Origin of the sequence: Flavobacterium melibiosi, assembly GCF_048158545.1 — a bacterium.
Classification (GTDB): domain Bacteria; phylum Bacteroidota; class Bacteroidia; order Flavobacteriales; family Flavobacteriaceae; genus Flavobacterium; species Flavobacterium melibiosi.
Window position 1 is genome coordinate 1 of the sequence record NZ_JBLNKU010000012.1, and the last position, 25,565, is coordinate 25,565.

The following is a 25,565-nucleotide window of genomic DNA, read 5'->3' on the forward strand; positions in this document are numbered from 1 at the left end:
ACGAACTTCCCCCTTGCGCCTCAGTTGGTGTCCAGCTGAAAGCACCTGCAGTTGTGATACTCATTCCTGCGGCAATTGATGTTGCATCTAATGTATAGGTCAATGTTTGGGAGGGAACATCCTGATCGGTAGCCGTAGCTGTGAAAGCCAAATTAACCTGTTCGTTCACGTTTTGGCCTCCAATTGCTGTAAGTACAGGAGCTACGTTTACTTCATTAACCACAATACTGAACGTTTCGGTATCGGTAAGATTCGGTAGGTTTGCACCGTCGTCTGTAACAGTAACAGTTACCGGATACGAGCTTCCGCCTTGCGCCTCAGTTGGTGTCCAGCTGAAAGCACCTGCAGTTGTGATACTCATTCCTGCGGCAATTGATGTTGCATCTAATGTATAGGTCAGTGTTTGGGATGGAATATCCTGATCACTGGCCGTAGCGGTGAAGGCTAAATTAGCCTGTTCGTTCACGTTTTGGTCTCCGATTGCTGTAAGTACCGGAGCCACGTTTACCTCTGCAACCGCAATACTGAACGTTTCGGTATCGGTAAGGTTCGGTACTCCGCTGTCTGTAACAGTAACAGTTACCGGATACGAACTTCCCCCTTGCGCCTCAGTTGGTGTCCAGCTGAAAGCCCCTGCAGTTGTGATACTCATTCCTGCGGCAATTGATGTTGCATCTAATGTATAGGTCAGTGTTTGGGATGGAATATCCTGATCACTGGCCGTAGCGGTGAAGGCTAAATTAGCCTGTTCGTTCACGTTTTGGTCTCCGATTGCTGTAAGTACCGGAGCCACGTTTACCTCTGCAACCGCAATACTGAACGTTTCGGTATCGGTAAAACCACATGTTCCATTTTCTGTTACAGTAACGGTTACCGGATACGAACTTCCCCCTTGTGCCTCAGTTGATGTCCAGCTGAAAGCACCTGCAGTTGTGATACTCATTCCTGCAGCAATCGATGTGGCATCTAATGTATAGGTCAGTGTTTGGGATGGAATATCCTGATCACTGGCCGTAGCTGTGAAGGCTAAATTAGCCTGTTCGTTTACGTTTTGGTCTCCAATTGCTCCTAATACAGGAGCAGTACCCACAGTTAGCACTGCCGTAGTGGATGTTGAAGAAGAACATCCTCCATTAACAATTACATCATAGTTCCCTGCATCTCCAGCTACTAGTGATGCTATAGAATAAGTAGTAGTTGTTGCCCCAATTATATTAACATTATTTTTACGCCATTGATATGTTAATCCTGTCCCAGGTGCAACCACAGAAAATGTAACCGATTGTCCTACACACTTTGAACTACTCGTTGGCTGACTAGTTATTGGTGGCGCGGAAATTAATCGAATATCATCAATCCTAAAATCCGGGTTAGAACCACCATTTGAAGCAGTATTCCTGAACCTGATTCTTAAATTGGCCGCTGCTGGTAATGATTCTGTAGCCACCCGATAATACCAACCGGTAGTCCCCGATCCTGTAGGCAAAGACGTAAAAAATAATGGACTATAGATGCTTCCATTAGTACTATATTCAACTATTAATTCAGAACCATTCGACCCGGTAACACTTTTAAAGATGGCAAATGCCAATTGCACATTACTTAATCCAGCTGAACTAATATCTGCAATTTGGAAAACACTTCCACCTGATGTACCTTTCGGTAAAAAAATATTCGCATTACCTGATGCCCAAGGGTAGTCAGTACTTGTAGAAGAAGAAGAAGCATTACTTATGTTGCCACTTCCAGACATACTATAGGCGTCATTATCAAATCCATCAGCAGATTCATGTGATGCAATAGTGGTAGTGTTCGAAACATTTCCTATCGATTCATTGAAAATAATATTTGACGGGGTTCTACATACATACGTAAATCCATTTGTCAATACCGTAGAGGAAGAAGCGTTGGGACCATTCACCAGAACCGTTACAGTTCCTACAGCATGAGCTGGGATTGTAATAGTGTTTAATGTAGTGCTATTTGCTCTATTTGCGCTTACTGGAGTAGCAGTTCCAAAAGTTATGGTGTATGCACCTGAATCGAATGAAGATCCAGATCCAGCAATAGTTGCTACTGTACCACCAAGAATCGTATCTGCGTTTGGACTTACTTTATTTGCTGCATCCGTAAAGTTCACAAAAGCTTGCATAGCGCTAGTCTGCCCAGTTGCTGTTAGTAAAAAAGCAACTCCAATATGGCTTATTCTTATTAAGAACTTGTCATTATAGATATTACCATTAGAGTCGGCCACAGTAATCAAGTCATGCGGTAGTAAACAGGTCGCGGGCTTAGGAGTTTCATCAAGATGTAAGTTTACGGTTTCTCCAGGTGTCCATCCACTACCAGAAATAATCACATACTCACCAGGCGCATAATCATCTTTATCCGTGATTACAGTCGCCTGCCCAAAAGCCGCACTTGCAAAAAACAAATTTGCAATTAAAAAAACAATAGTTAAAAATCCAGATTTGCGTAGAAATGTTTTCATATTTATTGAATTAAAATAATAAAATAACGAATACTATATGCCTAACTATAAAATGTAAACCAATAGAATGAAGTTTCTATTTTTTTGATTTATCTCAATTGGAATCTTTAGAAAAAAAGTTTTTTTTAAACAAAAAAATCTTACATAACCTCTTAAAATTCATTAACTTAAATACTAAATTATACAATTAAGAATACATTAATCCAATTTTTAATACATTTCCGATTAAAGGAATAAAAAAAACTGTGAACTACATATTTTGTAATTTTCAGAGGAAATAAAAAAATTTAATTAGGAAATTTGTTGCCTTTTGAATCCCATTTTCAATTTGAATCGATGAAAATTTGGCTTAAACAGACTCCTTTTTTTTCTTTAGGAAGAAGAAGACTACCAACAAATAAATTGTAAGCATATATCACAAGAAGTGCACTTTGTTTTAAAAATATTTAGAGGAAGTCCAACCGTGCATAAGAATTCCTAAGCGGCTTATATTTCCTTGAAGTACAGAAATCCCCAGTAAACACTACCTTTACAAGTCATTTTTAAAGAGGTGACTGCTTCTCTCTACCTCTTTTATGCTAAGATAGGCCTAAAAAAAACCTGCCCAATTTAAATGGACAGGTCTACTATTTGTGAAAAAAAAAGGGATTTATTTTTTGAATTTGGAGATTCCGGTTTTTAACCAACTTTCATATTCTTCAACTCCGACATAACTTATGGTTGGTGAAGTCTCGTTTAAATTATTTCCTTCCATATCTGTTAAGACATACAACGGTTGAGTATTGGTTTTGTATTTCGAAATCATAAAATCAGTCCACTTATCACCTATGGTTTCGATTTCGGCTCCAGTAGTTTTAGAAATATGGTGTTCGCTTTTAGGTAATTCGCGTTTATCGTCTACATACAAAGAAATTAAAACAACATCATTATTCAAAATGGAAAAAATACGCTCATCAGACCAAACATTATTTTCCATTTTTCGGCAATTCACACAAGCATAACCTGTGAAATCAAGCATGATCGGTTTATTCACCGATTTAGCATAAACCAGACCTTTTTCATAATCATCGAAAACCACTAGTCCGTGTGGCCCGCTTTTGGCGCCTTCAGGTAAAATGGCCGTTTCAGCTTTACCTGAGCCTCCAAAACCCATTGGACTTTCACTATATTCCATTGGAGGAGGAAAAGCATTAATTAATTTTAATGGCGCTCCCCAAAGTCCTGGAATTAAATAAATGGTAAACGTCAAAACCAACAATCCCATCAACAATCTTCCTACTGAAATATGAGTAATAGGACTATCATGTGGTAATGTGATTTTTCCAAATAAATACAATGCCAATGTTCCAAAAACAGCAATCCAAATCGCTAAGAATACTTCTCTTTCCAATAAATGCAATTGCAAAACCAAATCAGCATTCGATAAAAATTTGAAAGCCAGGGCCAATTCCAGAAAACCCAAAACTACTTTTACGGTATTTAGCCATCCACCAGATCTTGGTAGCGAATGCAACCAGCCTGGAAACATCGCAAATAACATAAATGGTAAGGCTAAAGCCAAAGAAAATCCCAGCATTCCAATTATTGGAGCGATTCCTCCCTTAGAAGCCGCCTCAACCAGAAGTGTCCCCACAATTGGACCGGTACAGGAAAACGAGACAATTGCCAACGCCAATGCCATAAACAATATTCCTACTATTCCTCCTCTATCAGCTTGGCTGTCTACTTTATTTGCCCAGGAATTTGGCAACATAATCTCGAATGCTCCAAGAAATGAAGCAGCAAAAACAATCAATAAAACAAAGAATAGTATATTAAACCAGACATTGGTGGACAATGCATTCAGGGCATCTGCACCAAAAATCCATGTCACTAAGAATCCCAATACCACATAAATAAATATTATTGAAATACCGTAGATAATGGCATTTCTAATTCCTTTTGCTTTTGATTTACTTTGTTTGGTAAAGAAGCTTACCGTCATCGGAATCATCGGAAAAACACAAGGCGTTAGCAAAGCGGCAAATCCTGATAAAAAAGCAATGAAGAAAATAGACCATAATCCTCTTTGAGAAGCGGGCTTCGGTATTGAAATTTCTGATTTTATAGGAATAACAGTTTCTTTAACCTCCTCTTTTGATACTATTGTATCGGTTATTACAGTAGGTGTCTCTGCAACTGCAATCTTAGTTTCTGAGTTTAAAGGAATAACGAAAGTAAATTTTTTCTCCAGATTAATACATACCTCTTTACAAACCTGGTAATTCAATTCGGTTTCTATTTTTGCAATATTCGGGTTTATTATCGTAATTTCTTGTTGAATTTGCGCTTTTTTCTCAAAAAATGTTTCATTAACCTCAAAAACATCGTTGAAAGCAGTCCTCGTTTTACTTTCCTTAGCTTTGCCAACTAAGTTAAAATTTCCTTTTTGATTTTTAAAAATGATTTCCAAAGGCAATGGCCCACCATCCGGTGTAAACTGTGAGTACAAATGCCAATCATTTTCTATGACAGCATTAAAAGTAAGGATATAATTATTCTCGGATTTTTTTTCAATTTTGGTTGTCCATTTTGCAGGATCAAGAATTTGGGCATTTACGTTGGCCAAAGCCAAAAAAGCAAAAAGTATAAATAGTAATTTTCTCATTATTCTAATTGTATTTTAAGTATGTTTTGTGTTTCGTTTTCTATTCTAAAACGATTATCCTGACGAATGCCAACTATCCAAACAATTTCAGTTTTGGAACATAAAAGCCAAGTATTTTCTTTATCAATCAACGATAATTTTTCATCCTTAAATAATTTACTCACTTTTTTAGATTTACCGTCCATCCCAAAAGGATGAAAAACATCTCCTTCATTCCAATGGCGTAAAACCAAAGGAAACTGTAATTTATTGGCGTCAACAAAGATAGTTTTATTTGAAACGATACTAATGTCGGCTACTTTACAAAACGAAAGATTTAAGGGAATCTTAACTTTTTTCTGATTTTCTTCAATTAAATATTCTTTGTTTTCATCTACGAAATTTATCGGGCTTAGGATTAAGGAATCTCTGTCTTTCAACAGTCGAAACTCGGAAGAAAAAACCTGCTTACCCGATTGACTTTCTACCAAATCATAAATATCTTCCCAGGCCGAAAACTGAAACTCTTTCAACCATTGGTACAAATACGATTTATAATTGGGCAATTTTTTCAATTGGTTCAAATCAAAATAAATATTGCCTTCTTGCTTCTTGGCCACTTGCTGGTATACAATAATGGCCGCATCCTCAACCATAGCTTCCGCTTCCTGCAAATAGGTTTGCGTTTTATGAAAAGACGAAAGGAAATTTGGATTTAATTCCTTCATCATCGGAACTACATGATGCCGAATTTTATTCCGAAGATATTTATCGGATACATTACTACTGTCCTCTCGCCACTGAATAGTATTTTCTTTGGCATACGTTTCAATTTCTTGTCTGGAAAATAGTAAAAAAGGTCGAATTACTTTTTCATTTTGTTCCGGAATACCTGTTAAACCTTCTAATCCTGTTCCTCGTGTAAGATTAATAAGAAAGGTTTCTATGTTATCATCAGCATGATGCGCAGTGAGAATATAGTCGAATTTTTCCGTTTCCAATAATTCATAAAACCAATTGTAACGTAACTCTCGAGCTGCAACTTGAGTGGATAGCTTATAATCTTCCGCAAATGCTTTGGTGTCAAATTGTGTTATAAATACCTGAATATCATTTGCGACAGCATATTCCTGAACAAAATCCTGATCTCCAAAACTTTCCATACCACGAAGTTGAAAATTGCAATGTGCTATTCCTATTTTGTATTCTAATTGTTGAAATAAATGTACCATTACCATACTGTCAATTCCTCCACTTGTAGCAAGAAGTAGTTTTTTTCCGTTCAAAAATTGGAAATTATGAAGAAGATGATTTTGGAATTTCTGTAGCATTTTCAAATTTAATTAATTCATTTTTGATTTAGCTTAAAACGTCTCGCATGGCTTTGGCTTTAAGCAAACATTCCTCATACTCCTTTTCAGTAATTGACTGAGCGGTTATGGCACTTCCCACTGAAAAAGAAACGTATTGCTTTTCCTGATTGTACAAAATACTTCGGATAACCACATTGAAATCGAAATCCCCATTTGGTGTAAAATAACCGACTGCCCCACTGTACAAACCACGCTTTGTTTCTTCCTGCTCTTCGATAATTTTCATTACTGAAATTTTGGGTGCTCCAGTCATGCTTCCCATCGGAAAAGTAGTTTTAAGAACATCCACAACGGAGTACTTGCTATCCAATTTTGACGTTACCGTAGAAATCATTTGGTGCACCTGCATAAACGAATAAATTCCACATAATTCTGTTACTTCAACCGTTCCTTTTTGTGCGGTTCGAGACAAATCATTTCGGACTAAATCCGTAATCATAATATTTTCAGCTCTTTCTTTTGGATCTATAGCCAATTGCATTCTAGATTTTTCATCTTCAATTGGTTCAGAAAATCGTTTCGAAGTTCCTTTAATGGGCTGCGAAATAATTAATTTTCCTTCCTTTTTCAAATAGCGTTCCGGCGTTGCCGAAAGTAAAAAATGTTTGTTATTCTTAAAAAAAACCGCAAATGGCGGTTGAGAAATTTCGTTTAGTTTTATAAATTTTTCGATTGGATCTATAATTGCATTTTCAGCAAAAAACTCCATACAAAAATTAGCTTCGTAAATATCACCTTGATGAATGTGTTCTACTATTTTGGCCGCTTTTTCAAGATAACTTTCTCTTGAAATTCGCTGCTCAATTTTTATTTGTAAGCCCTGAATACTGAAATCTGAATACGGAGTATTTATTTCTTCAAAATCTCCCTCAACTTCATCATCACACATATTGAGATATTGAATTTCGAGCTCATTTCCTTTTAATAAAAAAAGTTTTTTAGGTTGAAAGAAAAATAAATCCGGAAAATTCAGTCCGTCAAAATTATTCGATTGTAAATCTTCTATATCATTTTTTAAATCATATGATAAATAGCCAAAAAGCCAATCTTTTGTAATTTGCTGGTATTGTTTTAAATCCTCAAAAGCATTATGATAGTCCGTTTTAATGGAAGTAAAAGCATCAACTGCAAGTATACAATCATAACTGGAATAATCTTGCGGGTAATCATTGCTATCCATAAAAATGACTTCACGGAATTGTTGGGACCAAAATAAAAGTTGCTTTTTGAACAGCTTTTGATTCGAAATTTGCTTATAAATTGAGGTTCTCAATAATTAGATATTTGTAAAATTCAAAATTACAATAAAAAATTTCCTTCAATAAGAGATTACTGTAAAAATTAACCTCTTTTTTTGTAAATTTGTAATAGTATGATGACTTATTTTTTTAATCTTTATAAATCATTCCCATCATGGCTTCAAAAATCTTCGTCAATTTAGCGGTCAAAGACCTTAAAAAATCAATTGTTTTTTTTACAAAATTAGGTTTTACTTTCAATCCGCAATTTACCGACGAGTCTGCTACTTGTATGATAATAGCAGAAAATATTTTTGCTATGTTACTTACGGAGGAACGTTTTAAAGACTTTACAAAAAAGGAAATCTGTAATGCCCACAAAAATACTGAAGTTTTACTTGCAATAGATACCGAAACTAAAGAAAAAGTAGATGAAATGGTTAAAAATGCGGTTGATGCCGGCGGCTCAATTTATATGGAGCCACAAGATGATGGGTGGATGTACGGACATAGTTTTGCCGATTTAGATGGGCATCAATGGGAAATCTTCTACATGGATGAAAGTGCTGTCCCCCAATAATAATTCTCTAATGTGTAACCAATAAAACCATATATCATGAAAATTGCAATCATTATTATTCGATCTTTACTTGGACTTCTTTTCCTTTACACCTCAATTAGCTTTTTTTTACATTTATCTCCTGAGCCGGAAACGACCGGAAACTTCAAAGCATTTAATGTAGGTTTAATGGCATCTACCTATTTGATCCCTTTAGCTAAATCCTTGGAATTTCTTTGTGGATTGTCATTTATTACTGGCCGGTATGTAACACTATCTAATCTTATCATTTTACCAGTTACTTTAAATATCTTATTGATTAATTTTTTCCTGACCCCAGAAAACATGCCAATTGCTTTGTTTGTATTTTTAGGAAACATATTTTTAATTTACAGTCATTGGGAAAACTATAAAGGTTTATTTGTGGCTAAAGGCTAAATAAACTTACCTCTTTGAAATAAAGAAACCCGCTCAATTGAACGGGTTTCTTTATTTTTAACACGAAATTTAATTATCTAATTTCAGATTCTTTAATTACACATGCAGAGCTCTATTGTCTGTAGCGGCTAATGCAGCTTCTTTTATTGCTTCTGCAAATGTTGGATGTGCGTGAGACATTCTTGAAATATCTTCAGCAGATGCTTTGAATTCCATTGCAGTCACCGCTTCAGCAATTAAATCAGCACAACGAGCTCCAATCATATGAACTCCCAACACTTCATCCGTTTTTGCATCAGCAAGAATTTTTACAAATCCATCTAAATCTCCACCAGCACGAGCACGACCTAAAGCTTTGAAAGGAAAACTTCCTGATTTAAAATCTACTCCAGCTGCTTTCAATTGCTCCTCAGTTTGTCCTACAGCAGCCACTTCTGGCCAAGTATAAACAACTCCCGGAATCAAGTTATAATCAATATGTGGTTTTTGACCTGCTAAAATTTCAGCAACCATTGCTCCTTCTTCTTCTGCTTTGTGTGCTAACATTGCTCCACGAACAACATCACCAATAGCATAGATATTAGGAACTGAAGTTTGCAAATGATCATTTACTTCAACCATTCCTCTATCCGAGATTTTCACTCCCGCTTTATCTGCATTCAATCCATCAGTATATGGACGACGTCCAACAGACACTAATGAATAATCTCCTTCAAGAGTTATCGTTTCTCCTTTTGCATTTTCAGCTTGAACTACAACACCCTCACCATTTCTTTCTACAGATTTCACTTTATGAGAAACGTAGAATTTCATACCTTGTTTCTTCAATACTTTAGTCAATTCTTTAGACAATGAAGCGTCCATTCCTGGAATAATTCTATCCAAATATTCTACAACAGAAACTTGCGCTCCTAATCGCAAATACACTTGCCCTAATTCAATCCCAATTACTCCACCACCAATAATAACTAAGTGTTTTGGAACCTCTTTAAGTTTCAACGCCTCTGTAGAAGTGATGATTCTTTCTTTATCAATTTTGATAAATGGCAAAGAAGATGGTTTTGAACCTGTAGCTATAATAATATTCTTAGCTTCGATAGTTTCAGATGTTCCATCTGCTTTTGCAACAGCAACATGTGTAGCATCAACAAACGAACCCAATCCTTCCAGAACTGTAATTTTATTTTTGTCCATTAAAAATTTCACACCACCCGAAGTTTGATCTACAACAGCTTGTTTGCGCGCAATCATTTTTTCAAGGTTCACTTTTACTTCACCAGAAACTTCAATTCCGTGATCTGCAAAATGAGCAATTTCACTATAATGATGAGAAGAAGCAAGCAATGCTTTTGAAGGAATACAACCTACATTCAGGCAAGTTCCTCCAAGAGTGGAATATTTTTCGATAATTGCTGTTTTGAAACCCAGTTGTGCACAACGAATTGCTGATACATATCCGCCTGGCCCAGAACCTATAATGACTACGTCAAATGAACTCATAGTATATTTTTTTTATTGTGTTTTTATAAAATGTCGCACAAAATTAAGGAATTAAGTTTTGTTTAAAGTTTAATTTACAAGGTTTTTTGTTATGAATTTTTAGCAATTACTATTTACATACCGTTGAATACCTACTTAAATTGGCATATATACTAAATATCAACAACGGTCGTGCTTTTCACTTCACTAATCATAAATGTACTGTGTGTACTTCCTATATGTTGTAATGTGGTGAGTTTTGTAACTAAAAATTCCCGATACGCTTCCATATCTTTTACCACTATTTTCAGGATATAATCATAATCACCACTTACATGATGGCATTCTAAAACTTCTTTGAGTTTCACCACTTCACTTTCGAACTTCGTAAGAAACTCCTTGGTATGCTGTATCAATTTGAGATGACAAAAAACAACAAATCCTTTTTCAATTTTAGAACGATTCACTAACACTACATATTTATCAATAATCCCTTCTCTTTCCAGTTTTTTGATACGCTCATAAACGGCTGTAACAGAAAGATTTAGTTTTAAAGAAAGTTCTTTGGTTGTTTTTTTACTATCCGTTTGTAATAAAAAAAGCAGTTTTTTATCGATGGCGTCTAATGTCATTTTAGATGTTTATTTGGTGAAAGGGTGTAATTTTAATTAAAAATAGAAAAAAAATCTATATAAATACTATTATTTAGATAAAAAAACCAATTTATTAGAGCATCATTGACAATAAAATCTATATAAACTTATTTTACATAAAATTATCACTTTTAGCAATGAATGATTCATTTACTTTCGGACTTTTATGTCTAACCTCTTTTTTCACTTTAATCAATCCGTTGGGTACTATGCCTATTTTCTTGACAATGACCACCGATTTGACAGAAAAAGACCGAGCCAAAACTGCAAAAAAAGCCTCATTAGTTTCTTTTATCATCATTATTTGTTTTGCATTTTCCGGACAACTTCTCTTTAAATTTTTTGGGATTTCAGTAAATAGCTTTCGAATAGTTGGTGGTGTTATCTTTTTTATGATGGGTATGGACATGCTACAGGCAAGATTAGGTTCCGTGAAAATAAAAAAAAATGAAGTTCTAAATTACGTAAACGACATATCCATAACACCACTTGCAATTCCTATGATTTGTGGTCCTGGCGCCATTACTAACGCAATTGTTTTAATGGAAGATGCTACTTCAATTTCTAAAATTTTAATTCTTTTTTCTGCCATTGCAATAGTTGTATTCATTACTTATTTGATTTTATTAAGTTCTTCGAAAATCATTAAAGTATTAGGACAAACTGGTATTAATGTAATGATGCGATTAATGGGATTAATTGTTATGGTTATTGCTGTAGAGTTTTTCTTTAGTGGATTAAAGCCAATTATAAAAGATATGTTTCAAAAATAAAAAAATAAATATTAATAATTATGAAAAATTTTAATCCCGCAGACAACATTCAGGATTTACAGTACTTTGGTGAATTTGGCGGTGTAAATCCATCGATTTCTGATTCCTCAACCTATACTTTCTTATCGGCAAAAACGATGTTCGATACTTTTGAAGGCAATATGGAAGGCTGTTATTTGTACTCGCGTCACTCCTCTCCGAGCAATTTGTACTTAGACAAAGCATTGGCAGCGATGGAAGGAACGGAAACAGCAAACGTTTCAGCATCAGGAATGGGAGCGATTACACCTACGCTATTGCAATTGTGCGGCTCGGGAGATCACATCGTTTCGAGCAGAACTATTTATGGTGGTACCTATGCTTTCTTGAAGAATTTCACACCGAGATTAGGCATTAAAACTACTTTTGTTGACATCACAAAATTAGATGTTGTAGAAGCTACCATTACTCCCGAAACCAAAGTTTTGTACTGCGAGACGGTGAGCAATCCTTTACTGGAAGTGGCTGATATTACAGGTTTGGCAAAAATTGCAAAAAAACACAATTTGAAATTAGTGGTCGATAATACTTTTTCGCCATTATCCGTCTCTCCTGCAAAATTAGGGGCAGATATTGTGATTCACAGTTTAACGAAATACATCAACGGAAGCAGCGATACGGTGGGCGGCGTAACGTGTGCTTCTCAGGAATTTATTGACAGCTTAAAAAATGTAAATAGTGGTGCCAGCATGTTATTGGGACCAACAATGGATAGTTTACGTTCTGCCAGTGTGATGAAAAACTTGCGCACACTACATATCAGAATGAAACAACACAGTCATAATGCGATGTATCTGGCGGAACGTTTCGAAAAAGACGGATTAAAAACAGTGTATCCAGGATTAGAAAGTCATCCGAGTCATGAGTTATACAAAACCATGATTAATCCAGAATATGGTTTTGGAGGAATGATGACATTGGATGTTGGAACTTTGGCGAAAGCCAACGAACTAATGGAATTAATGCAAGCAAGAAATCTGGGATATTTGGCAGTGAGTTTAGGATTTTACAAAACTCTATTTAGTGCTCCTGGAACTTCAACATCAAGTGAAATTCCTATGGAAGAACAAATAGAAATGGGATTGACGGACGGTTTAATTCGGTTTTCTATAGGTCTTGATAACGATATTGAAAGAACGTATCAAATGATGAAGAAATGTATGATAGAATTGAATGTTCTAACATCAGAATCCGTTTTAATGGAATAATTTTTTTTAGTTTTTGTTGTTTGTTAAATCCGTTTGAAAGCATATTTCGAACGGATTTTTTTTAGTTTAAAGCAAAAAAACGTCTTGATTGAACAAGACGCTTTCCTTTATAAATCTTTAAAATTAAGCTTCTTTGCTATTCAACTTACTATTGTTTCTGCTAAAGCTAAAATAAATCACCAAACCAATAAGCAACCAAATTCCAAAATAAATCCAGTTCCAAACACTTAATTCCGCCATCATGTACAAACAACAGATTAAACCTAAAAGTGGAATTAATGATAAGTTTTCTTTGAAAGACCAAACAGATAATCCTACCAAAACAATTAGAAAAATCCACATCGGAATTTTGTGTTTGAACAAATCAAAACCACTTTCGTATTTAATGGAATCTGCAATTGGTAAACCAGCTATAACATTTGAATATTTTGCATCATCTTGTTGATATTGACTCAATAAATGTTCTAAATCAGGTGTGTCAGTCGTACTGTTTTTAGCATCTATACTTACTAAATAATCATATACTTTTTGAGTTTCTTCTTTGTTTAAAGATGTAATTATATCCGCAGAATTATTGATTTGAGTTTCATTGGTAATAAAATCCATGGTCGCTTTTTTGTTATAACCAAAAGCAAACACCAATCCGATAATAATCAATACAGGCATAATAAATTTTGAATTCACATACGGTGTTTTGAACTTTCCTCTTGGAATATCTGTTTTATTTTGCAAAGCCAAAACTCCTGCACAAACCAATACAAAAGCAAATAAAGTGCCTATACTACACAAATCCGTAACCATTGTCAGATTCAAGAACAAAGCTGGAACCGCTACCACAAAACCGGTAACAATGGTAGCGTAAGAAGGTGTTTTGTATTTTGGGTGTACTTTAGAAAACCGTTTTGGCAACAATCCATCGCGACTCATACTCATCCAGATACGAGGTTGCCCCATTTGGAAAACCAACAAAACACTGGCCATAGCCACTACAGCACTTACAGCAATAATTCCCGACATCCATTTCAGGTCTAATTTTTCAAATACAAAAGCTAATGGATCTCCTACATTCAATTGGTCATAACGCACCATTCCGGTTAATACCAATGCAATGGCGATATATAAAAGTGTACATATTATAATAGCCCACATCATTCCTTTTGGTAGATCCCGTTGCGGATCTTTACATTCTTCGGCTGTAGTTGAAATAGCATCAAACCCAATATAGGCAAAAAACACAGCTGAAACTCCTTTCAAAACACCTGTTACTCCATTGGGTGCAAAAGGATCCCAATTGGCCGTATCTACATAAAACACACCAACTGCAATTACTAAAAGAACGATACATAATTTGACAACAACCATTATGTTACTGGCATTTCGGGATTCTTTCATCCCGCGATAAATCAATGCAGTAATTAAAACGATAATCAATAAAGCCGGAAGATCTGCTACAAAATGAAAGGAACCTATTACAGGTGAAGTAGTCCAGGCCAAATAGGCATCTTGAATAGCAGGACTCAAATTCTCGTATGTTTTCCCACCTTGCATTAAAGCCGTGGCATCATCAAATCCTTTTGAAGCGGTTAAATAATCCATTTGGACCCAATGCGGCAAATGAAGACCTCCACTTTCTAGTAAACCCGTAAAATAATCACTCCACGATATCGCGACCGTTATATTTCCCACCGAATACTCCATTATCAACGCCCAACCAATAATCCAAGCTATAATTTCACCAAAGGCAACATACGAATACGTATATGCACTTCCGGAAACAGGAACCATCGATGCAAATTCAGCATACGCAAAAGCTGCAAAACTACACGCTATAGCAGTAAACAAGAAAAGAAAGATTACTGCCGGGCCTCCATCAGAACTGGCTTTCCCAATCGTACTAAAAATACCTGCTCCGACAATTGCCGCGATTCCAAAAGCTGTTAAATCACGAGCCGTTAAATGTTTTCCTAAGGCATTATGTCCATCTGCATTATTTTTTTCAACCTGTTTTAAAATATCTTGTACTGTCTTCTTTCTAAATAAACTTGAAAATGCCATATTGTAGATTTTATTATTTAAAATTAATAAATTGTAATTTATAAGCCTTTATTTTACAAATAATGCAATATTTTAAAAATTCAAAAGTATAAAACAAATTGAACTAATGGGGTTTCTATAACTATTTTTTTATTTTTTTTCTAAAAAAAGTCAATATTAAATTATTAATTGTTAAAAAAGTTAAATTCATTTTTAAACGAATTAAAATAAAAAATACCAGTTTTCTAAACACTCCTATTGAATTTCATTCTACGGAATTGAATGTTATCTCAAACAACTCCTTAAAATTGTAACCGGATGAAGGGCTTTTCTATTTGTTCCATCAAAAATCTGATGACGACAACTCGTTCCCGCTGCGGCAATGACCGTTGTTGGTTCTGTTGCTCTAATTTTAGGAAACAACGTATCTTCTCCCATTTGCATACTAATTTCATAATGCTCTTTTTCATATCCAAAAGAACCTGCCATACCGCAACAACCCGAATTATAAATGGTAACCGAACTGTTTTTTGGTACATTCAACATCGCAAAAGTCGCTTCCATAGTACTCAATGACTTTTGATGACAATGTCCGTGAATTTTTATTGTTTTTTCCTCCTCAGAAAATTGCTCCGAATGAATTTTCCCCGAAGTAATCTCATTTTTGAAAAACTCTTCAATCGTAAATACATTTTTGGCTAATTTTTCAGCATTTTCTTTATCGTCAGCCAATCGAATGTATTCGTCTCTAAATGTCAATATCGCCGAAGGTTCGATTCCTATCAAGGGACAATCAGCAGTAATATAATTCGCAAAAACGGCAACATTTATATTTGCAATTGCTTTTGCTTCTTCGAGAAACCCTTTAGAAATAAAAGCTCTCCCACTTTCTTCATGATCCACCAGAATCACTTCATATCCTAATGCTGTCAATAGCTCATACGCATCGATTCCAACCGAAACATCATAGAAATTAGTAAATTCATCACAAAACAAACATACTTTTCCGTTTACAAAAGAATCACTTGGCGCTTGATTCCAATTTTTTTCGTACCATTTTCTAAACGTCTTTGGAGCTAAAAGCGGCACTTCTCTTTTTGGAGCAATTCCCATGCTTTTTTTCACCAAAGGTAAATTCACCATGAAATTAGTGAACTTCGGAGTAATACTCCCCAGACCATTCAGTTTAGCATTAAAGGCAAACACTTTATTTCGCCATGAAAATCCATTTGCTTTTTGATATTGATACAAAAACTCCGATTTTAAAGCTGCTACATCCACATTACTGGGACATTCGCTTGCACAGGCTTTGCAACTCACACACAATTCAAATACCTTATACAATTCTTCGTGATTGAACTTATTGTCTTTCTCCGAATGTGTCAAATATTCTCTCAACGCATTGGCTCTGGCACGAGTCGTATCTTTTTCATTTCGGGTAGCACGGTAACTTGGACATAAAGTCCCGCCCGCCGAAGGTAATTTTCTGCAATCGCCGGAACCATTGCATTTTTCCGCTGCACGCAAAATCCCCATACTATCCGAAAAATCCTGAATCGTTTGTATATCCGGTTCTACTCTTCCAGCCTCCACCCGAAGGTTTTCGTCCATTTTGAAAGCGTTTACAATTTTTCCCACATTCAAAATCGTATTGGGATCAAAAGCATGTTTGATTCTTTTCAACAATTCATAATTCTGGTCTCCAATCATAAAAGGCAAAAACTCGCCTCTAACAATTCCGTCTCCATGTTCCCCACTCAATGAGCCTCTATATTTTTTCACCAAAATAGCCACTTCGGTTGCAATGTTTCTAAATTGGTGCAATCCTTCTTTTGTTTTCAAATTTAAAACTGGTCGCAAGTGAATTTCTCCAGCACCGGCATGAGCATAATAAATAGCACTCTGTCCGTGACGTTCCATCATGGCGGAGAATTCGGCAATATAATTGGGCAAATCACTCAACTCAACAGCGGTATCTTCAATGGAATCGGCCGCTTTATCATCACCGACAATACTTCCTAAAAGTCCGAGACCCGCTTTTCGCAACTCATTTATTTTATCAATATCAGCTCCGTAAATTTTTGGCAAAGCATACCCGAAATTATTTCTTTCCAAATCTGCAATCAAATCATCAGCTTGTCTTTCGGCATCTTCCATACTGTTATGCGACGCCACTTCGAGCATGATAACCGCTTTTGGTTCTCCTTGAATGAAAAATCTATTTTTGGCTTGTTCTCTGTTGGTTTTGGTACAATCCAATATCGTGTCATCCATCATTTCACAGGTATACAAATGATGTTTCATAGCAGTAACTACAGCTTCTAAACTTTCCTTAATGGTATGAAAATGGGCCACTACCATAACATTATACGTTGGTGGTACATGATCCACTTTCAACGTGATTTCGGTTGTAAAAGCAAGCGTTCCTTCGCTTCCGCAAAGGAGTTTTCCTAAATTTATCGTATTTTCTGTTCCTCCAAAAAGTTCTGATTTTAATAATAAATCTATTGCGTAACCCGTATTTCGTCTGTGGATTTCAGGTTTCGGAAATTCCTTTACAATCTCTTTTTGGTTTTCTGTATTCGAAAGTTCCTCATATATAGTCTTATAAATCGAACTTTCGAGCGTGTTCCCTTTTGTTTTTTCAATGAATTCAGCAGAAGTTATTTCTTTAAATACTGCCGAAGTCCCATCACTCAAAACCGCTTTGACTTCCACTATTTTATCTCGGGTAACTCCATAGCGTATCGATGTGGTTCCCGATGAATTATTTCCCACCATTCCTCCTATCATACATCGATTTGAGGTCGAAGTATTGGGTCCAAAAAACAATCCGTGTGGTTTTAAGTACAAATTCAGTTCATCCCGAATCACTCCTGGCTGAACCGTGACCGTTTTTATTATGGAATCAAAAGCGACAATCTTGGTGAAATGTTTCGAAACATCCACAATTATTCCATTACCTACTGTTTGTCCTGCCAATGAAGTTCCGGCAGTTCTGGGCGTAATTGAAATCTTATTTTTTGCTGCAAAGCGAATAATTTTTACAATATCTTCTTCTGATTTTGGAATAGCTACAGCAAGTGGCATAATTCGATACGCTGAAGCATCTGTGGCATACACTATTTTATGGAGATCATCATATAAAAGTGTTCCTTCTAATGATTGAGATAATTGCTGTAATTGAGGCGTGATTGACATTTAGTGGAGTAAATTGCTATTATTTTCACAAATATAAATATATACCTTATTATAAATTGAAAAATCAAATAAGAAAAATTCAAAATATTCAAATCCTTTTATTGTTTGTCAGAAAGTGCACTCAAACCGATTTAGAAAAAATTGGCAAAGAAATTGCGCTAGTAAAATAAGTCAAATTTTAAAACCATTTTAACTGGTAAATTTCACTAAAAAAACTATTTTTGAATACTTTATAAACAAGACTCTAATGAAAAATTACAAGCACACCCTTTTGCTTATTACGTTCCTTTTATTTTCTTTTTGGAATGGTAACGCACAAGCATTAGCAACAAATCCAAAAAATGAATTTAGAGCCGTTTGGATTGCTACCGTGGTAAATATTGACTGGCCAAAAACCAGTACCGATAATGTTGCAAAACAAAAAGCGGATTATATTGAGATTTTAGACACCTATAAAAAACTAAACTATAATGCCGTAATTGTTCAGATTCGAAGCGTTGGTGATGCTTTTTATCCAACAAAATTGGCACCTTGGTCTCGTTTTTTAACTGGAAAAGAAGGACAAGCCCCAAAACCTTATTTTGATACACTAGCTTGGATGATTGCTGAGACTCATGCCCGTGGATTTGAGTTTCATGCCTGGTTAAATCCATATCGTGCTACAATGGATTACAATACCGCACTTTTAAGTCCGGAACATGACTATTTTAAACATCCGGACTGGATGATTAAATACGGTGGAAAATATTATTATAATCCCGCATTACCCGAAGTTCAAAAACATTTATTGACCGTTGTCGAAGAAGTAGTTCAAAATTATGACATTGATGCCATACATTTTGACGACTATTTTTATCCGTACAGAATAAAAGGAGAAGTATTTAACGATACGGATTCTTTCAAAAAATATGGAAACGGAATGAGTATAGAGGATTGGAGACGTTCGAATGTGAACACTTTTGTGAAAGATGTTTCGGTTTCGATTAAAAACATCAAACCTTGGGTACAATTTGGTATCAGCCCGTTTGGGGTTTGGAGAAATAAATCTGTGGATCCAAAAGGTTCAGAAACAGAAGCGGGACAAACTAATTATGATGATTTATTCGCTGATCCGTTAGCGTGGATGGAAAACAAATGGATTGATTACCTCGTTCCACAATTGTACTGGAGCATGGATCATCCTAAAGCTTCCTATTCAAAACTATTGCGTTGGTGGTCTGAAAATTCAACGAATACCGCAATCTACATTGGAAACGGAACTTATAAAATCAACACCGATTCTGATAAAAGATGGAATAATCCAAATGAAATCCCGAATCAAATAGACATTACAAGGTCCTACAAAAACATTCAGGGAAATGCTTTTTTTAGTGCCAAATCATTTTTAAATAAAAATCAAAGTGTAACTAAATTACTAACAGAAAACCAATACAAATACCCTGCTCTTCCTACTGTAGTGCCTAGTTCCGTAAAAAAAATGGCTATCGTACCCACCGCGAATAACATTTTATTAAACCCTATTTCATCAAGATTTAATGTCACTTATCCTTTATACAGCAAAGTGCGTTATGTTATGGTTTATGGTGCAAAATTCAATTCAAAAATTGATGTCAACGATCCTAGCCAAATTATTGATAAAATAGCATTCAAAGACAATATTGATACTGTTGAAGTTGTGATACCAACTTATAAATTAGATAAAAATACAACCTGCGCCATTACATTCATTGATTTTTATGGTAATGAAAGTGAAGCAACTTTAGTAAACTTTACGCTATAAAATTTAATCGAATATAATACGCTAAAAATGAAAACAGACAATAGACCTTGGTATTGGATTCCCGTTTTAAACTTTGCTTCCGGCTTGCCTTATGCCATAATTATTTCGGTATCGGTAATCATGTATAAAAATCTTGGAATCAACAATGAGGACATTGGAATTTATACCAGTTTACTCTATTTACCGTGGGTAATTAAACCGTTGTGGAGTCCATTTATTGATCTCTATTCGACTAAAAGAAAATGGTTTTTAAGCATGCAACTGCTGATTTCCCTTGCTTTTTTAATTGTAGGCTTAACGATTCCTTTGAGTAATTTTTTCGTTATCAGCTTAGCTATTTTTTGGGTTGCCGCATTTGCTTCAGCTTCTAATGATGTGGCCAGTGATGGATTCTATATGTTGGCTTTAGAGAAAGAGCAACAATCCTTCTTCCTTGGAATCAGAAGTACTTTTTATAGACTTTCCATGCTTACCGGAAACGGATTAATCGTAGTAATTGCCGGTTATCTGGAACAAGAATATGGTGATAAACAAAAAGCATGGTCATATACGATGGTAGTTGTAGGATTAATTATGACTGTAATTACAATTTACAATTATTTTTCGACTCCAAAAATTGAAGCAAAAAACGTAGAAACAAAAACAGAATCAGTTCCAAGTAAGAGTTTCGGAGCCGTTTTCGCTACTTTTTTTCAAAAGAAACAAATTGGTTTAGTTTTGGCTTTCATTCTATTATTCAGATTAGGGGAATCGCAACTATTAAAAATGCTGACTCCTTTTTTAATAGATCCAATTGCTGCAGGCGGAATGGGTTTAACCACACAAGATGTAGGCGTTATTTATGGAACTTTTGGTGTAATTTCACTTACGGTTGGCGGAATTTTTGGTGGGATTGTCATTTCCAGAGATGGGTTAGGAAAATGGATGCTACCTATGATTTTAGCGATGCACTTGCCCATAATAGGATTCATTTTACTGTCTCATTTTCACCCTGGCTCCGTTTTCTATATTTATGCAACGGTAATGGCGGAACAATTTGGCTATGGATTTGGTTTTGCCGCTTTCATGATGTATTTAATTTATGTGGCCGATGGGGAATCTAAAACATCCCACTACTCTATTGCAACCGGATTTATGGCTTTAGGAATGATGCTTCCGGGAATGTTGAGCGGTTATATCCAAGAATATTTGGGGTATGGAAATTTCTTTATTTGGGTGTTTTTGGCAACCATTCCAGGATTAATACTTTCCAGATTTTTAATTTTCCCAGCTACTTTTGGTAAAAAAACTGAACAAGTATAGAAGTATATAAACTTCAACCATATAAAAAAAGTAAGTTCATTTAAGTTAGTATTTTTTAGCCTTTTATATGAACTTACATTTCTTATATGGTTAAAAATTATTCTTAAACTATTTCAAAATGACATTAAAACAAAAAATAGGACAATTTTTCTTTCCTGCCGTTTTCATTAATGATACCGAAGAAAACATTCAGGCTACCGAACGATTAATTAGAGAGAACAATATAGGCGGACTTACTTTTTTTCACAGCCGAGCTAGTGCTGCGACGAATTATGAAACTAAGAAAAAAGTAGTTTTAAATGATGATAGTTTTATACGTTTAAAGGAACTCATCGTCAGGTATCAAAACTGTGCTTCCACTCCTTTATTAATGAGTATTGATGCCGAATGGGGATTAGCCATGCGCGTCGAAAAAACACCACAATATCCATATGCAATAACACTTGGCGCTTTGCCTGATAGTGAAAAACATTTGGTTTATGAAGTTGGAAAACAAATAGGTTTAGACTTAAAATCAGTTGGGATTCATTATAATTTAGCGCCGTTGGCGGACATCAATAATAATCCAAATAATCCTGTAATTGGATACCGTTCTTTTGGTCAAAACAAAGAAAAAGTAGCTGATTTTGCTCTTGAATATCTCAGAGGAATGAATGATGTCGGTATTTTAGGTTGTCTCAAACATTTTCCAGGACACGGAAATACCAATGTTGATTCGCATTTAGGATTACCAGTTTTAGAAGAAACTCTGGAAGAATTATTAGCCAATGAATTAGTCCCTTTTATAAAAGGAATCGAGAATAATGTCGATTCAATTATGATTGGCCATTTGGCAGTTCCCGCTTTGAATGATGGAAAAGACACTTCGGCAACGTTATCAAAATCCGTTATAGAAACGCTTTTGCGAAAGCAATTGGGCTATGATGGTTTAGTGATTTCGGATGCGTTGAATATGCACAGCGTTTCCAAATTATATGATAAAAAAGGACAACTGGAATGGGAAGCTTTCAATGCCGGAAATGATGTGTTATGCTTCGCCGAAAATGTTACTGAAGGCATCCAGGAGATCTTAAAAAATGCAACTCCTGAGCGAATTGAAGCCAGTTTTCAACGCATTTGGAAATGCAAACAAAAAGCAGGAATTGTGGATGGAAATCTTAGTTTACCAAACCTTTCAGGGAATGACTTCGATTTTGAAACTACTTCGAAATTAAACTTAAAAATTGCCCAAAACTGCATTACAAAAATAAAAGACAATCACAATACCGTGACCGTTTTTGATGCAAAAAACAGAGAAGATCTCGCCAAAATTAGCATTTACAAAAATACCAATAATTCATTTTTTATGAACTTATCTGCTGCCTTACCTTCACCTGAATTTAGTTATGAAACTGGAGGTGAATCCGTTCTGAATAAGTTAGAAAAAGAACTAAATAAATTCGATACGCTAGTCATTTCTTTATTTGTTCCAAAGGCAAAACCTTTAAATAATTTTGACATTGAAGATTCTGTACTTCAATTTTTAGGCAACTTATTTACCACCAAAAAATGTGTTTTGTATGTTTTTGGGAATCCTTATGCACTTCAAGTGATACCAAATCTGGAACATGCTTTAGGAATTGTAGAAATGTATCAAGATTTTACAGAATTTCAAGAAACCGCTGCCGAACAACTTTTGGAAAACACAAAATGCAAAGGAACTCTTCCTGTGGAGGTTAACTTCTTATAAGTAATAGTTTAAATCTTTTAAAAATAACATTATAGTAATTCCCTATTTTGAAATAAATATTTATAATCAAAAACTATTTCAATAGACCTTTTGTATAGACTACTTTTGCAGCATCAAAAAAATAACTAAAAAAGTAAATAATATGTCATTAGTAGGAAAAAAATTCCCAAGTATTTCAGTTGACGCCATCTCAGAAATGGGCGATAATTTAAAAATCAACATTTTTGAAGAAGCTACAAAAAACAACAAAAAAGTACTTTTGTTTTGGTATCCAAAAGATTTCACATTCGTTTGTCCAACTGAATTACATGCTTTTCAAGCCGCTTTACCTGAATTCGAAAAAAGAAATACAATTGTTATAGGAGCATCTTGCGATACCAATGAAGTACATTTCGCTTGGTTAAATACCCCAAAAAATAATGGCGGAATTGAAGGAGTTACCTACCCAATTCTTGCTGATACTAACAGAAACTTATCAAACATCTTAGGAATTCTTGATATCGAAGAAACGGGTTATAGTGAAGAAACCGATTCTATCATTATTGAAGGATCTAATGTTACTTATAGAGCTACTTACCTTATCGATGAAACTGGAAAAATTTTCCACGAAAGTGTAAACGACATGCCATTAGGTCGTAATGTAAATGAATATTTACGTATGGTTGATGCATACACGCACATTCAAGAAAAAGGTGAAGTTTGTCCTGCAAACTGGGAAGCTGGAAAAGAAGCAATGAGTGCTGACAGAAAAAGTACTGCAGAATACTTAACTTTAAACTAATTCAATAACAATGTCAATTGCAATACCAAATTTCAATTAAAATATTGAACATTGCTATTGCAATTGCATTTTGAAATTTAAAAAATATGTTAATCGAATTAACCGAAGATACGTTACAGGATTTAATTGCAAAAAACGAAAAAGTTGTAGTTCAATTTTCGGCCTCATGGTGTGGAAATTGTCGTATTATGAAACCAAAATTCAAAAAATTGGCTTCAGAAAATGAAGCAATTACTTTTGCTCTTGTTGATGCTGAAAATTTTCCTGAATCAAGAAAATTAGCTAATGTTAGTAATTTACCAACTTTTGCCACTTTTGTAAATGGTAAATTAGTAAACGAAACACAAACTAATAAACAAGAAGTGTTGATTGAGTTAGTTAACGAAATTGTTTAATGATTTCTTAGTTTAAAGTTTAAAGTTGCCTGAATTTATAAATAAGTTTAATGTTAAACTTACAGAGTATAATGCAACAGTAGTTCAAAACCTTAAACTTTTAAAACCCTTAAACCTTAAACTTAAAAAATAAGATGAAATTACCTGTAATTAAGCATTTAACGCAGTTTATAGAAGAAAATGATGAGGATTATATCATAGAAACAATTGAAGTTTTGGAAGCAATGACTGAAATTTCTTCATTGAAAGATGAAGAATTAGATGTAATTGGTGAATTAATTTCAAATATGTATGGTGCTTTAGAAGTTAATAAACTGGTAAAAACCGGAACGGATAAAAAAGAAGCTTTAAACAGTTTTATGAAACGTGTTCTAGGTTCTATCGACAAATAAATAATATTTTTAAATTCATATTTTTAAAACGCACTCCAAAACGAGTGCGTTTTTTTATGACTTTTATAAAAAAGACATTGGGTTGTACGGGTTTACTTAATGCTCCAAAATCTTAAACTTTATACCGAAGTTTCATAACTAAATCTTAAATAATTTTCATACTTTTGAACCTCATTAAAAAACAAAAATTATGGCTTCAATAACATTAGGAGGAAATCCAATAAATACTTCAGGAGAATTACCAACAGTAGGCTCAAAAATGAGTGATTTCAAATTAGTTAAAAACGATTTGTCTATTGCTTCACTAAGTGATTTTGCAGGTAAAAAATTAGTTTTAAATATTTTTCCAAGTATTGATACTGGAACATGCGCTACATCTGTTAGAAAATTTAACGAAAGCGCCAGTAAATTGGAAAACACTAATGTATTATGTATCTCAAGAGATTTACCTTTTGCTCAAAAACGATTTTGTGGTGCTGAAGGACTTGAAAATGTTATTAATTTATCTGATTTCTCAGAAGGAAGTTTTGGTAAAACTAATGGTTTAGAAATTACAAATGGTCCTTTAGCAGGATTACACTCCAGAGCTGTTATTGTAGTTGATGAAAATGGAACAATTACCCATACGGAGCAAGTTCCTGAAATCGCAGATGAGCCAAATTACGAAGCTGCATTAGCGGTACTTTAATACACTCTATGGAATTTCAAAAAGATAATGCTTTCTTTACCGGAAGATTAAAAAGTGTTTCTTATGCTTTTAAGGGCGCTCTAAAATTGATTACCACTGAACACAGCGTTATGGTACAGTTTTCAATTGGAATATTGATTACCATTGCTGGGTTTTATTTTGGAATTTCTAAAACAGAATGGCTTTTTCAGACTCTAGCCATTGGCTTGGTTATGAGCATTGAAGGTTTAAATACGGCCATTGAAAAAATAGCCGATTTTATTCATCCTAATTATCATGAAAGAATTGGGTTCATCAAAGATATTGCCGCAGGAGCTGTCTTTTTTGCTGCTTTAACAGCAATAGCAATCGGTTTAATCATATATATACCACTATTTTTGTAGGTA

At 34.8% G+C, this 25,565-nt stretch carries 20 protein-coding genes; 12 read left to right on the forward strand and 8 right to left on the reverse strand.

The window, feature by feature from the left end; all coding sequences use genetic code 11:
* The 4 genes from ACM55F_RS14005 to ACM55F_RS14020 all read right to left on the reverse strand — a co-directional run.
* On the reverse strand, positions 1-2,491 hold a 2,491-nt coding region (locus ACM55F_RS14005), incomplete at its 3' end, for a putative Ig domain-containing protein (RefSeq protein WP_416854432.1).
* Positions 2,492-3,140: 649 nt separating this feature from the next.
* A complete protein-coding gene (locus ACM55F_RS14010; protein WP_416854433.1) occupies positions 3,141-5,138 on the reverse strand; it encodes a protein-disulfide reductase DsbD family protein in 1,998 nt (665 codons plus the stop codon).
* Positions 5,138-6,448 carry a tRNA lysidine(34) synthetase TilS gene (gene tilS, locus ACM55F_RS14015; protein WP_416854434.1) on the reverse strand — a complete coding sequence of 437 codons (1,311 nt, stop codon included), beginning with the start codon at positions 6,446-6,448 and terminating at the stop codon, positions 5,138-5,140. The genes ACM55F_RS14010 and tilS overlap by 1 nt, the downstream gene beginning before the upstream one ends.
* A gap of 28 nt (positions 6,449-6,476) precedes the next feature.
* Positions 6,477-7,763 carry an anthranilate synthase component I family protein gene (locus tag ACM55F_RS14020; protein WP_416854435.1) on the reverse strand — a complete coding sequence of 429 codons (1,287 nt, stop codon included), beginning with the start codon at positions 7,761-7,763 and terminating at the stop codon, positions 6,477-6,479.
* Positions 7,764-7,903: 140 nt separating this feature from the next.
* Here ACM55F_RS14020 and ACM55F_RS14025 point away from each other — a divergent pair, with 140 nt between their 5' ends.
* Both ACM55F_RS14025 and ACM55F_RS14030 read left to right on the forward strand, forming a co-directional pair.
* Positions 7,904-8,308 carry a VOC family protein gene (locus ACM55F_RS14025; RefSeq protein WP_416854436.1) on the forward strand — a complete coding sequence of 135 codons (405 nt, stop codon included), beginning with the start codon at positions 7,904-7,906 and terminating at the stop codon, positions 8,306-8,308.
* A gap of 36 nt (positions 8,309-8,344) precedes the next feature.
* Entirely contained in the window at positions 8,345-8,725 is a 381-nt protein-coding gene (locus ACM55F_RS14030) for a DoxX family membrane protein (protein ID WP_416854437.1), read from the forward strand.
* 96 nt (positions 8,726-8,821) lie between these two features.
* Here ACM55F_RS14030 and lpdA read toward each other — a convergent pair whose 3' ends face one another.
* Positions 8,822-10,225: a dihydrolipoyl dehydrogenase gene (lpdA, locus tag ACM55F_RS14035; protein WP_039107801.1), complete on the reverse strand. Its 1,404-nt coding sequence runs from the start codon at positions 10,223-10,225 to the stop codon at positions 8,822-8,824.
* Between the two features lie 152 nt (positions 10,226-10,377).
* Positions 10,378-10,836, reverse strand: coding sequence for an Lrp/AsnC family transcriptional regulator (locus tag ACM55F_RS14040; protein WP_416854438.1), 459 nt, complete (start codon positions 10,834-10,836; stop codon positions 10,378-10,380).
* A gap of 158 nt (positions 10,837-10,994) precedes the next feature.
* Here ACM55F_RS14040 and ACM55F_RS14045 point away from each other — a divergent pair, with 158 nt between their 5' ends.
* Complete coding sequence (locus ACM55F_RS14045) at positions 10,995-11,630, forward strand: MarC family protein (protein WP_416854439.1); 636 nt, start codon at positions 10,995-10,997, stop codon at positions 11,628-11,630.
* Between the two features lie 20 nt (positions 11,631-11,650).
* On the forward strand, positions 11,651-12,877 hold the full coding sequence (locus ACM55F_RS14050; RefSeq protein WP_416854440.1) for an aminotransferase class I/II-fold pyridoxal phosphate-dependent enzyme: 1,227 nt from the start codon (positions 11,651-11,653) through the stop codon (positions 12,875-12,877).
* A 123-nt stretch (positions 12,878-13,000) separates the two neighbouring features.
* Here ACM55F_RS14050 and ACM55F_RS14055 read toward each other — a convergent pair whose 3' ends face one another.
* Positions 13,001-14,932, reverse strand: coding sequence for an amino acid permease (locus tag ACM55F_RS14055; protein ID WP_416854441.1), 1,932 nt, complete (start codon positions 14,930-14,932; stop codon positions 13,001-13,003).
* A 264-nt stretch (positions 14,933-15,196) separates the two neighbouring features.
* Positions 15,197-18,112 carry an FAD-binding and (Fe-S)-binding domain-containing protein gene (locus ACM55F_RS14060; protein WP_416854442.1) on the reverse strand — a complete coding sequence of 972 codons (2,916 nt, stop codon included), beginning with the start codon at positions 18,110-18,112 and terminating at the stop codon, positions 15,197-15,199.
* Positions 18,113-18,359: 247 nt separating this feature from the next.
* On the opposite strand from ACM55F_RS14060, the gene ACM55F_RS14065 reads away from it, so the two are divergent.
* The 8 genes from ACM55F_RS14065 (at position 18,360) to ACM55F_RS14100 (ending at position 25,562) form a co-directional block, all read left to right on the forward strand.
* Positions 18,360-19,892 carry a glycoside hydrolase family 10-like protein gene (locus ACM55F_RS14065; protein ID WP_416854443.1) on the forward strand — a complete coding sequence of 511 codons (1,533 nt, stop codon included), beginning with the start codon at positions 18,360-18,362 and terminating at the stop codon, positions 19,890-19,892.
* A 27-nt stretch (positions 19,893-19,919) separates the two neighbouring features.
* Positions 19,920-21,194: an AmpG family muropeptide MFS transporter gene (locus ACM55F_RS14070; RefSeq protein WP_416854444.1), complete on the forward strand. Its 1,275-nt coding sequence runs from the start codon at positions 19,920-19,922 to the stop codon at positions 21,192-21,194.
* 118 nt (positions 21,195-21,312) lie between these two features.
* A complete protein-coding gene (locus ACM55F_RS14075) occupies positions 21,313-22,923 on the forward strand; it encodes a glycoside hydrolase family 3 protein (RefSeq protein WP_416854445.1) in 1,611 nt (536 codons plus the stop codon).
* 142 nt (positions 22,924-23,065) lie between these two features.
* Complete coding sequence (locus tag ACM55F_RS14080) at positions 23,066-23,704, forward strand: peroxiredoxin (RefSeq protein WP_039107817.1); 639 nt, start codon at positions 23,066-23,068, stop codon at positions 23,702-23,704.
* Between the two features lie 86 nt (positions 23,705-23,790).
* A complete protein-coding gene (locus ACM55F_RS14085; RefSeq protein WP_416854446.1) occupies positions 23,791-24,099 on the forward strand; it encodes a thioredoxin family protein in 309 nt (102 codons plus the stop codon).
* 134 nt (positions 24,100-24,233) lie between these two features.
* The gene (locus ACM55F_RS14090; RefSeq protein ID WP_113637306.1) at positions 24,234-24,491 is read left to right on the forward strand and encodes a DUF6952 family protein; all 258 of its coding nucleotides are present in this window, start codon (positions 24,234-24,236) and stop codon (positions 24,489-24,491) included.
* A 190-nt stretch (positions 24,492-24,681) separates the two neighbouring features.
* Positions 24,682-25,179 (forward strand): thiol peroxidase, encoded by a 498-nt coding sequence (gene tpx / locus ACM55F_RS14095; protein ID WP_416854447.1) that lies wholly within the window; start codon positions 24,682-24,684, stop codon positions 25,177-25,179.
* A gap of 8 nt (positions 25,180-25,187) precedes the next feature.
* Positions 25,188-25,562 (forward strand): diacylglycerol kinase family protein, encoded by a 375-nt coding sequence (locus tag ACM55F_RS14100; protein ID WP_416854448.1) that lies wholly within the window; start codon positions 25,188-25,190, stop codon positions 25,560-25,562.
* Positions 25,563-25,565: the final 3 nt, after the last annotated feature.

What these genes read in the sequence shown, in the direction of transcription:
- ACM55F_RS14010 (WP_416854433.1), bottom strand. Translation starts at nt 5,138, where the DNA reads ATGAGAAAATTACTATTTATACTTTTTGCTTTTTTGGCTTTGGCCAAC.
- ACM55F_RS14050 (WP_416854440.1), top strand. Translation starts at nt 11,651, where the DNA reads ATGAAAAATTTTAATCCCGCAGACAACATTCAGGATTTACAGTACTTT.
- ACM55F_RS14080 (WP_039107817.1), top strand. Translation starts at nt 23,066, where the DNA reads ATGTCATTAGTAGGAAAAAAATTCCCAAGTATTTCAGTTGACGCCATC.
- ACM55F_RS14070 (WP_416854444.1), top strand. Translation starts at nt 19,920, where the DNA reads ATGAAAACAGACAATAGACCTTGGTATTGGATTCCCGTTTTAAACTTT.
- ACM55F_RS14065 (WP_416854443.1), top strand. Translation starts at nt 18,360, where the DNA reads ATGAAAAATTACAAGCACACCCTTTTGCTTATTACGTTCCTTTTATTT.
- ACM55F_RS14090 (WP_113637306.1), top strand. Translation starts at nt 24,234, where the DNA reads ATGAAATTACCTGTAATTAAGCATTTAACGCAGTTTATAGAAGAAAAT.
- ACM55F_RS14040 (WP_416854438.1), bottom strand. Translation starts at nt 10,836, where the DNA reads ATGACATTAGACGCCATCGATAAAAAACTGCTTTTTTTATTACAAACG.
- ACM55F_RS14075 (WP_416854445.1), top strand. Translation starts at nt 21,313, where the DNA reads ATGACATTAAAACAAAAAATAGGACAATTTTTCTTTCCTGCCGTTTTC.
- ACM55F_RS14085 (WP_416854446.1), top strand. Translation starts at nt 23,791, where the DNA reads ATGTTAATCGAATTAACCGAAGATACGTTACAGGATTTAATTGCAAAA.
- tpx (WP_416854447.1), top strand. Translation starts at nt 24,682, where the DNA reads ATGGCTTCAATAACATTAGGAGGAAATCCAATAAATACTTCAGGAGAA.
- lpdA (WP_039107801.1), bottom strand. Translation starts at nt 10,225, where the DNA reads ATGAGTTCATTTGACGTAGTCATTATAGGTTCTGGGCCAGGCGGATAT.
- tilS (WP_416854434.1), bottom strand. Translation starts at nt 6,448, where the DNA reads ATGCTACAGAAATTCCAAAATCATCTTCTTCATAATTTCCAATTTTTG.
- ACM55F_RS14045 (WP_416854439.1), top strand. Translation starts at nt 10,995, where the DNA reads ATGAATGATTCATTTACTTTCGGACTTTTATGTCTAACCTCTTTTTTC.
- ACM55F_RS14025 (WP_416854436.1), top strand. Translation starts at nt 7,904, where the DNA reads ATGGCTTCAAAAATCTTCGTCAATTTAGCGGTCAAAGACCTTAAAAAA.
- ACM55F_RS14055 (WP_416854441.1), bottom strand. Translation starts at nt 14,932, where the DNA reads ATGGCATTTTCAAGTTTATTTAGAAAGAAGACAGTACAAGATATTTTA.
- ACM55F_RS14060 (WP_416854442.1), bottom strand. Translation starts at nt 18,112, where the DNA reads ATGTCAATCACGCCTCAATTACAGCAATTATCTCAATCATTAGAAGGA.
- ACM55F_RS14030 (WP_416854437.1), top strand. Translation starts at nt 8,345, where the DNA reads ATGAAAATTGCAATCATTATTATTCGATCTTTACTTGGACTTCTTTTC.
- ACM55F_RS14100 (WP_416854448.1), top strand. Translation starts at nt 25,188, where the DNA reads ATGGAATTTCAAAAAGATAATGCTTTCTTTACCGGAAGATTAAAAAGT.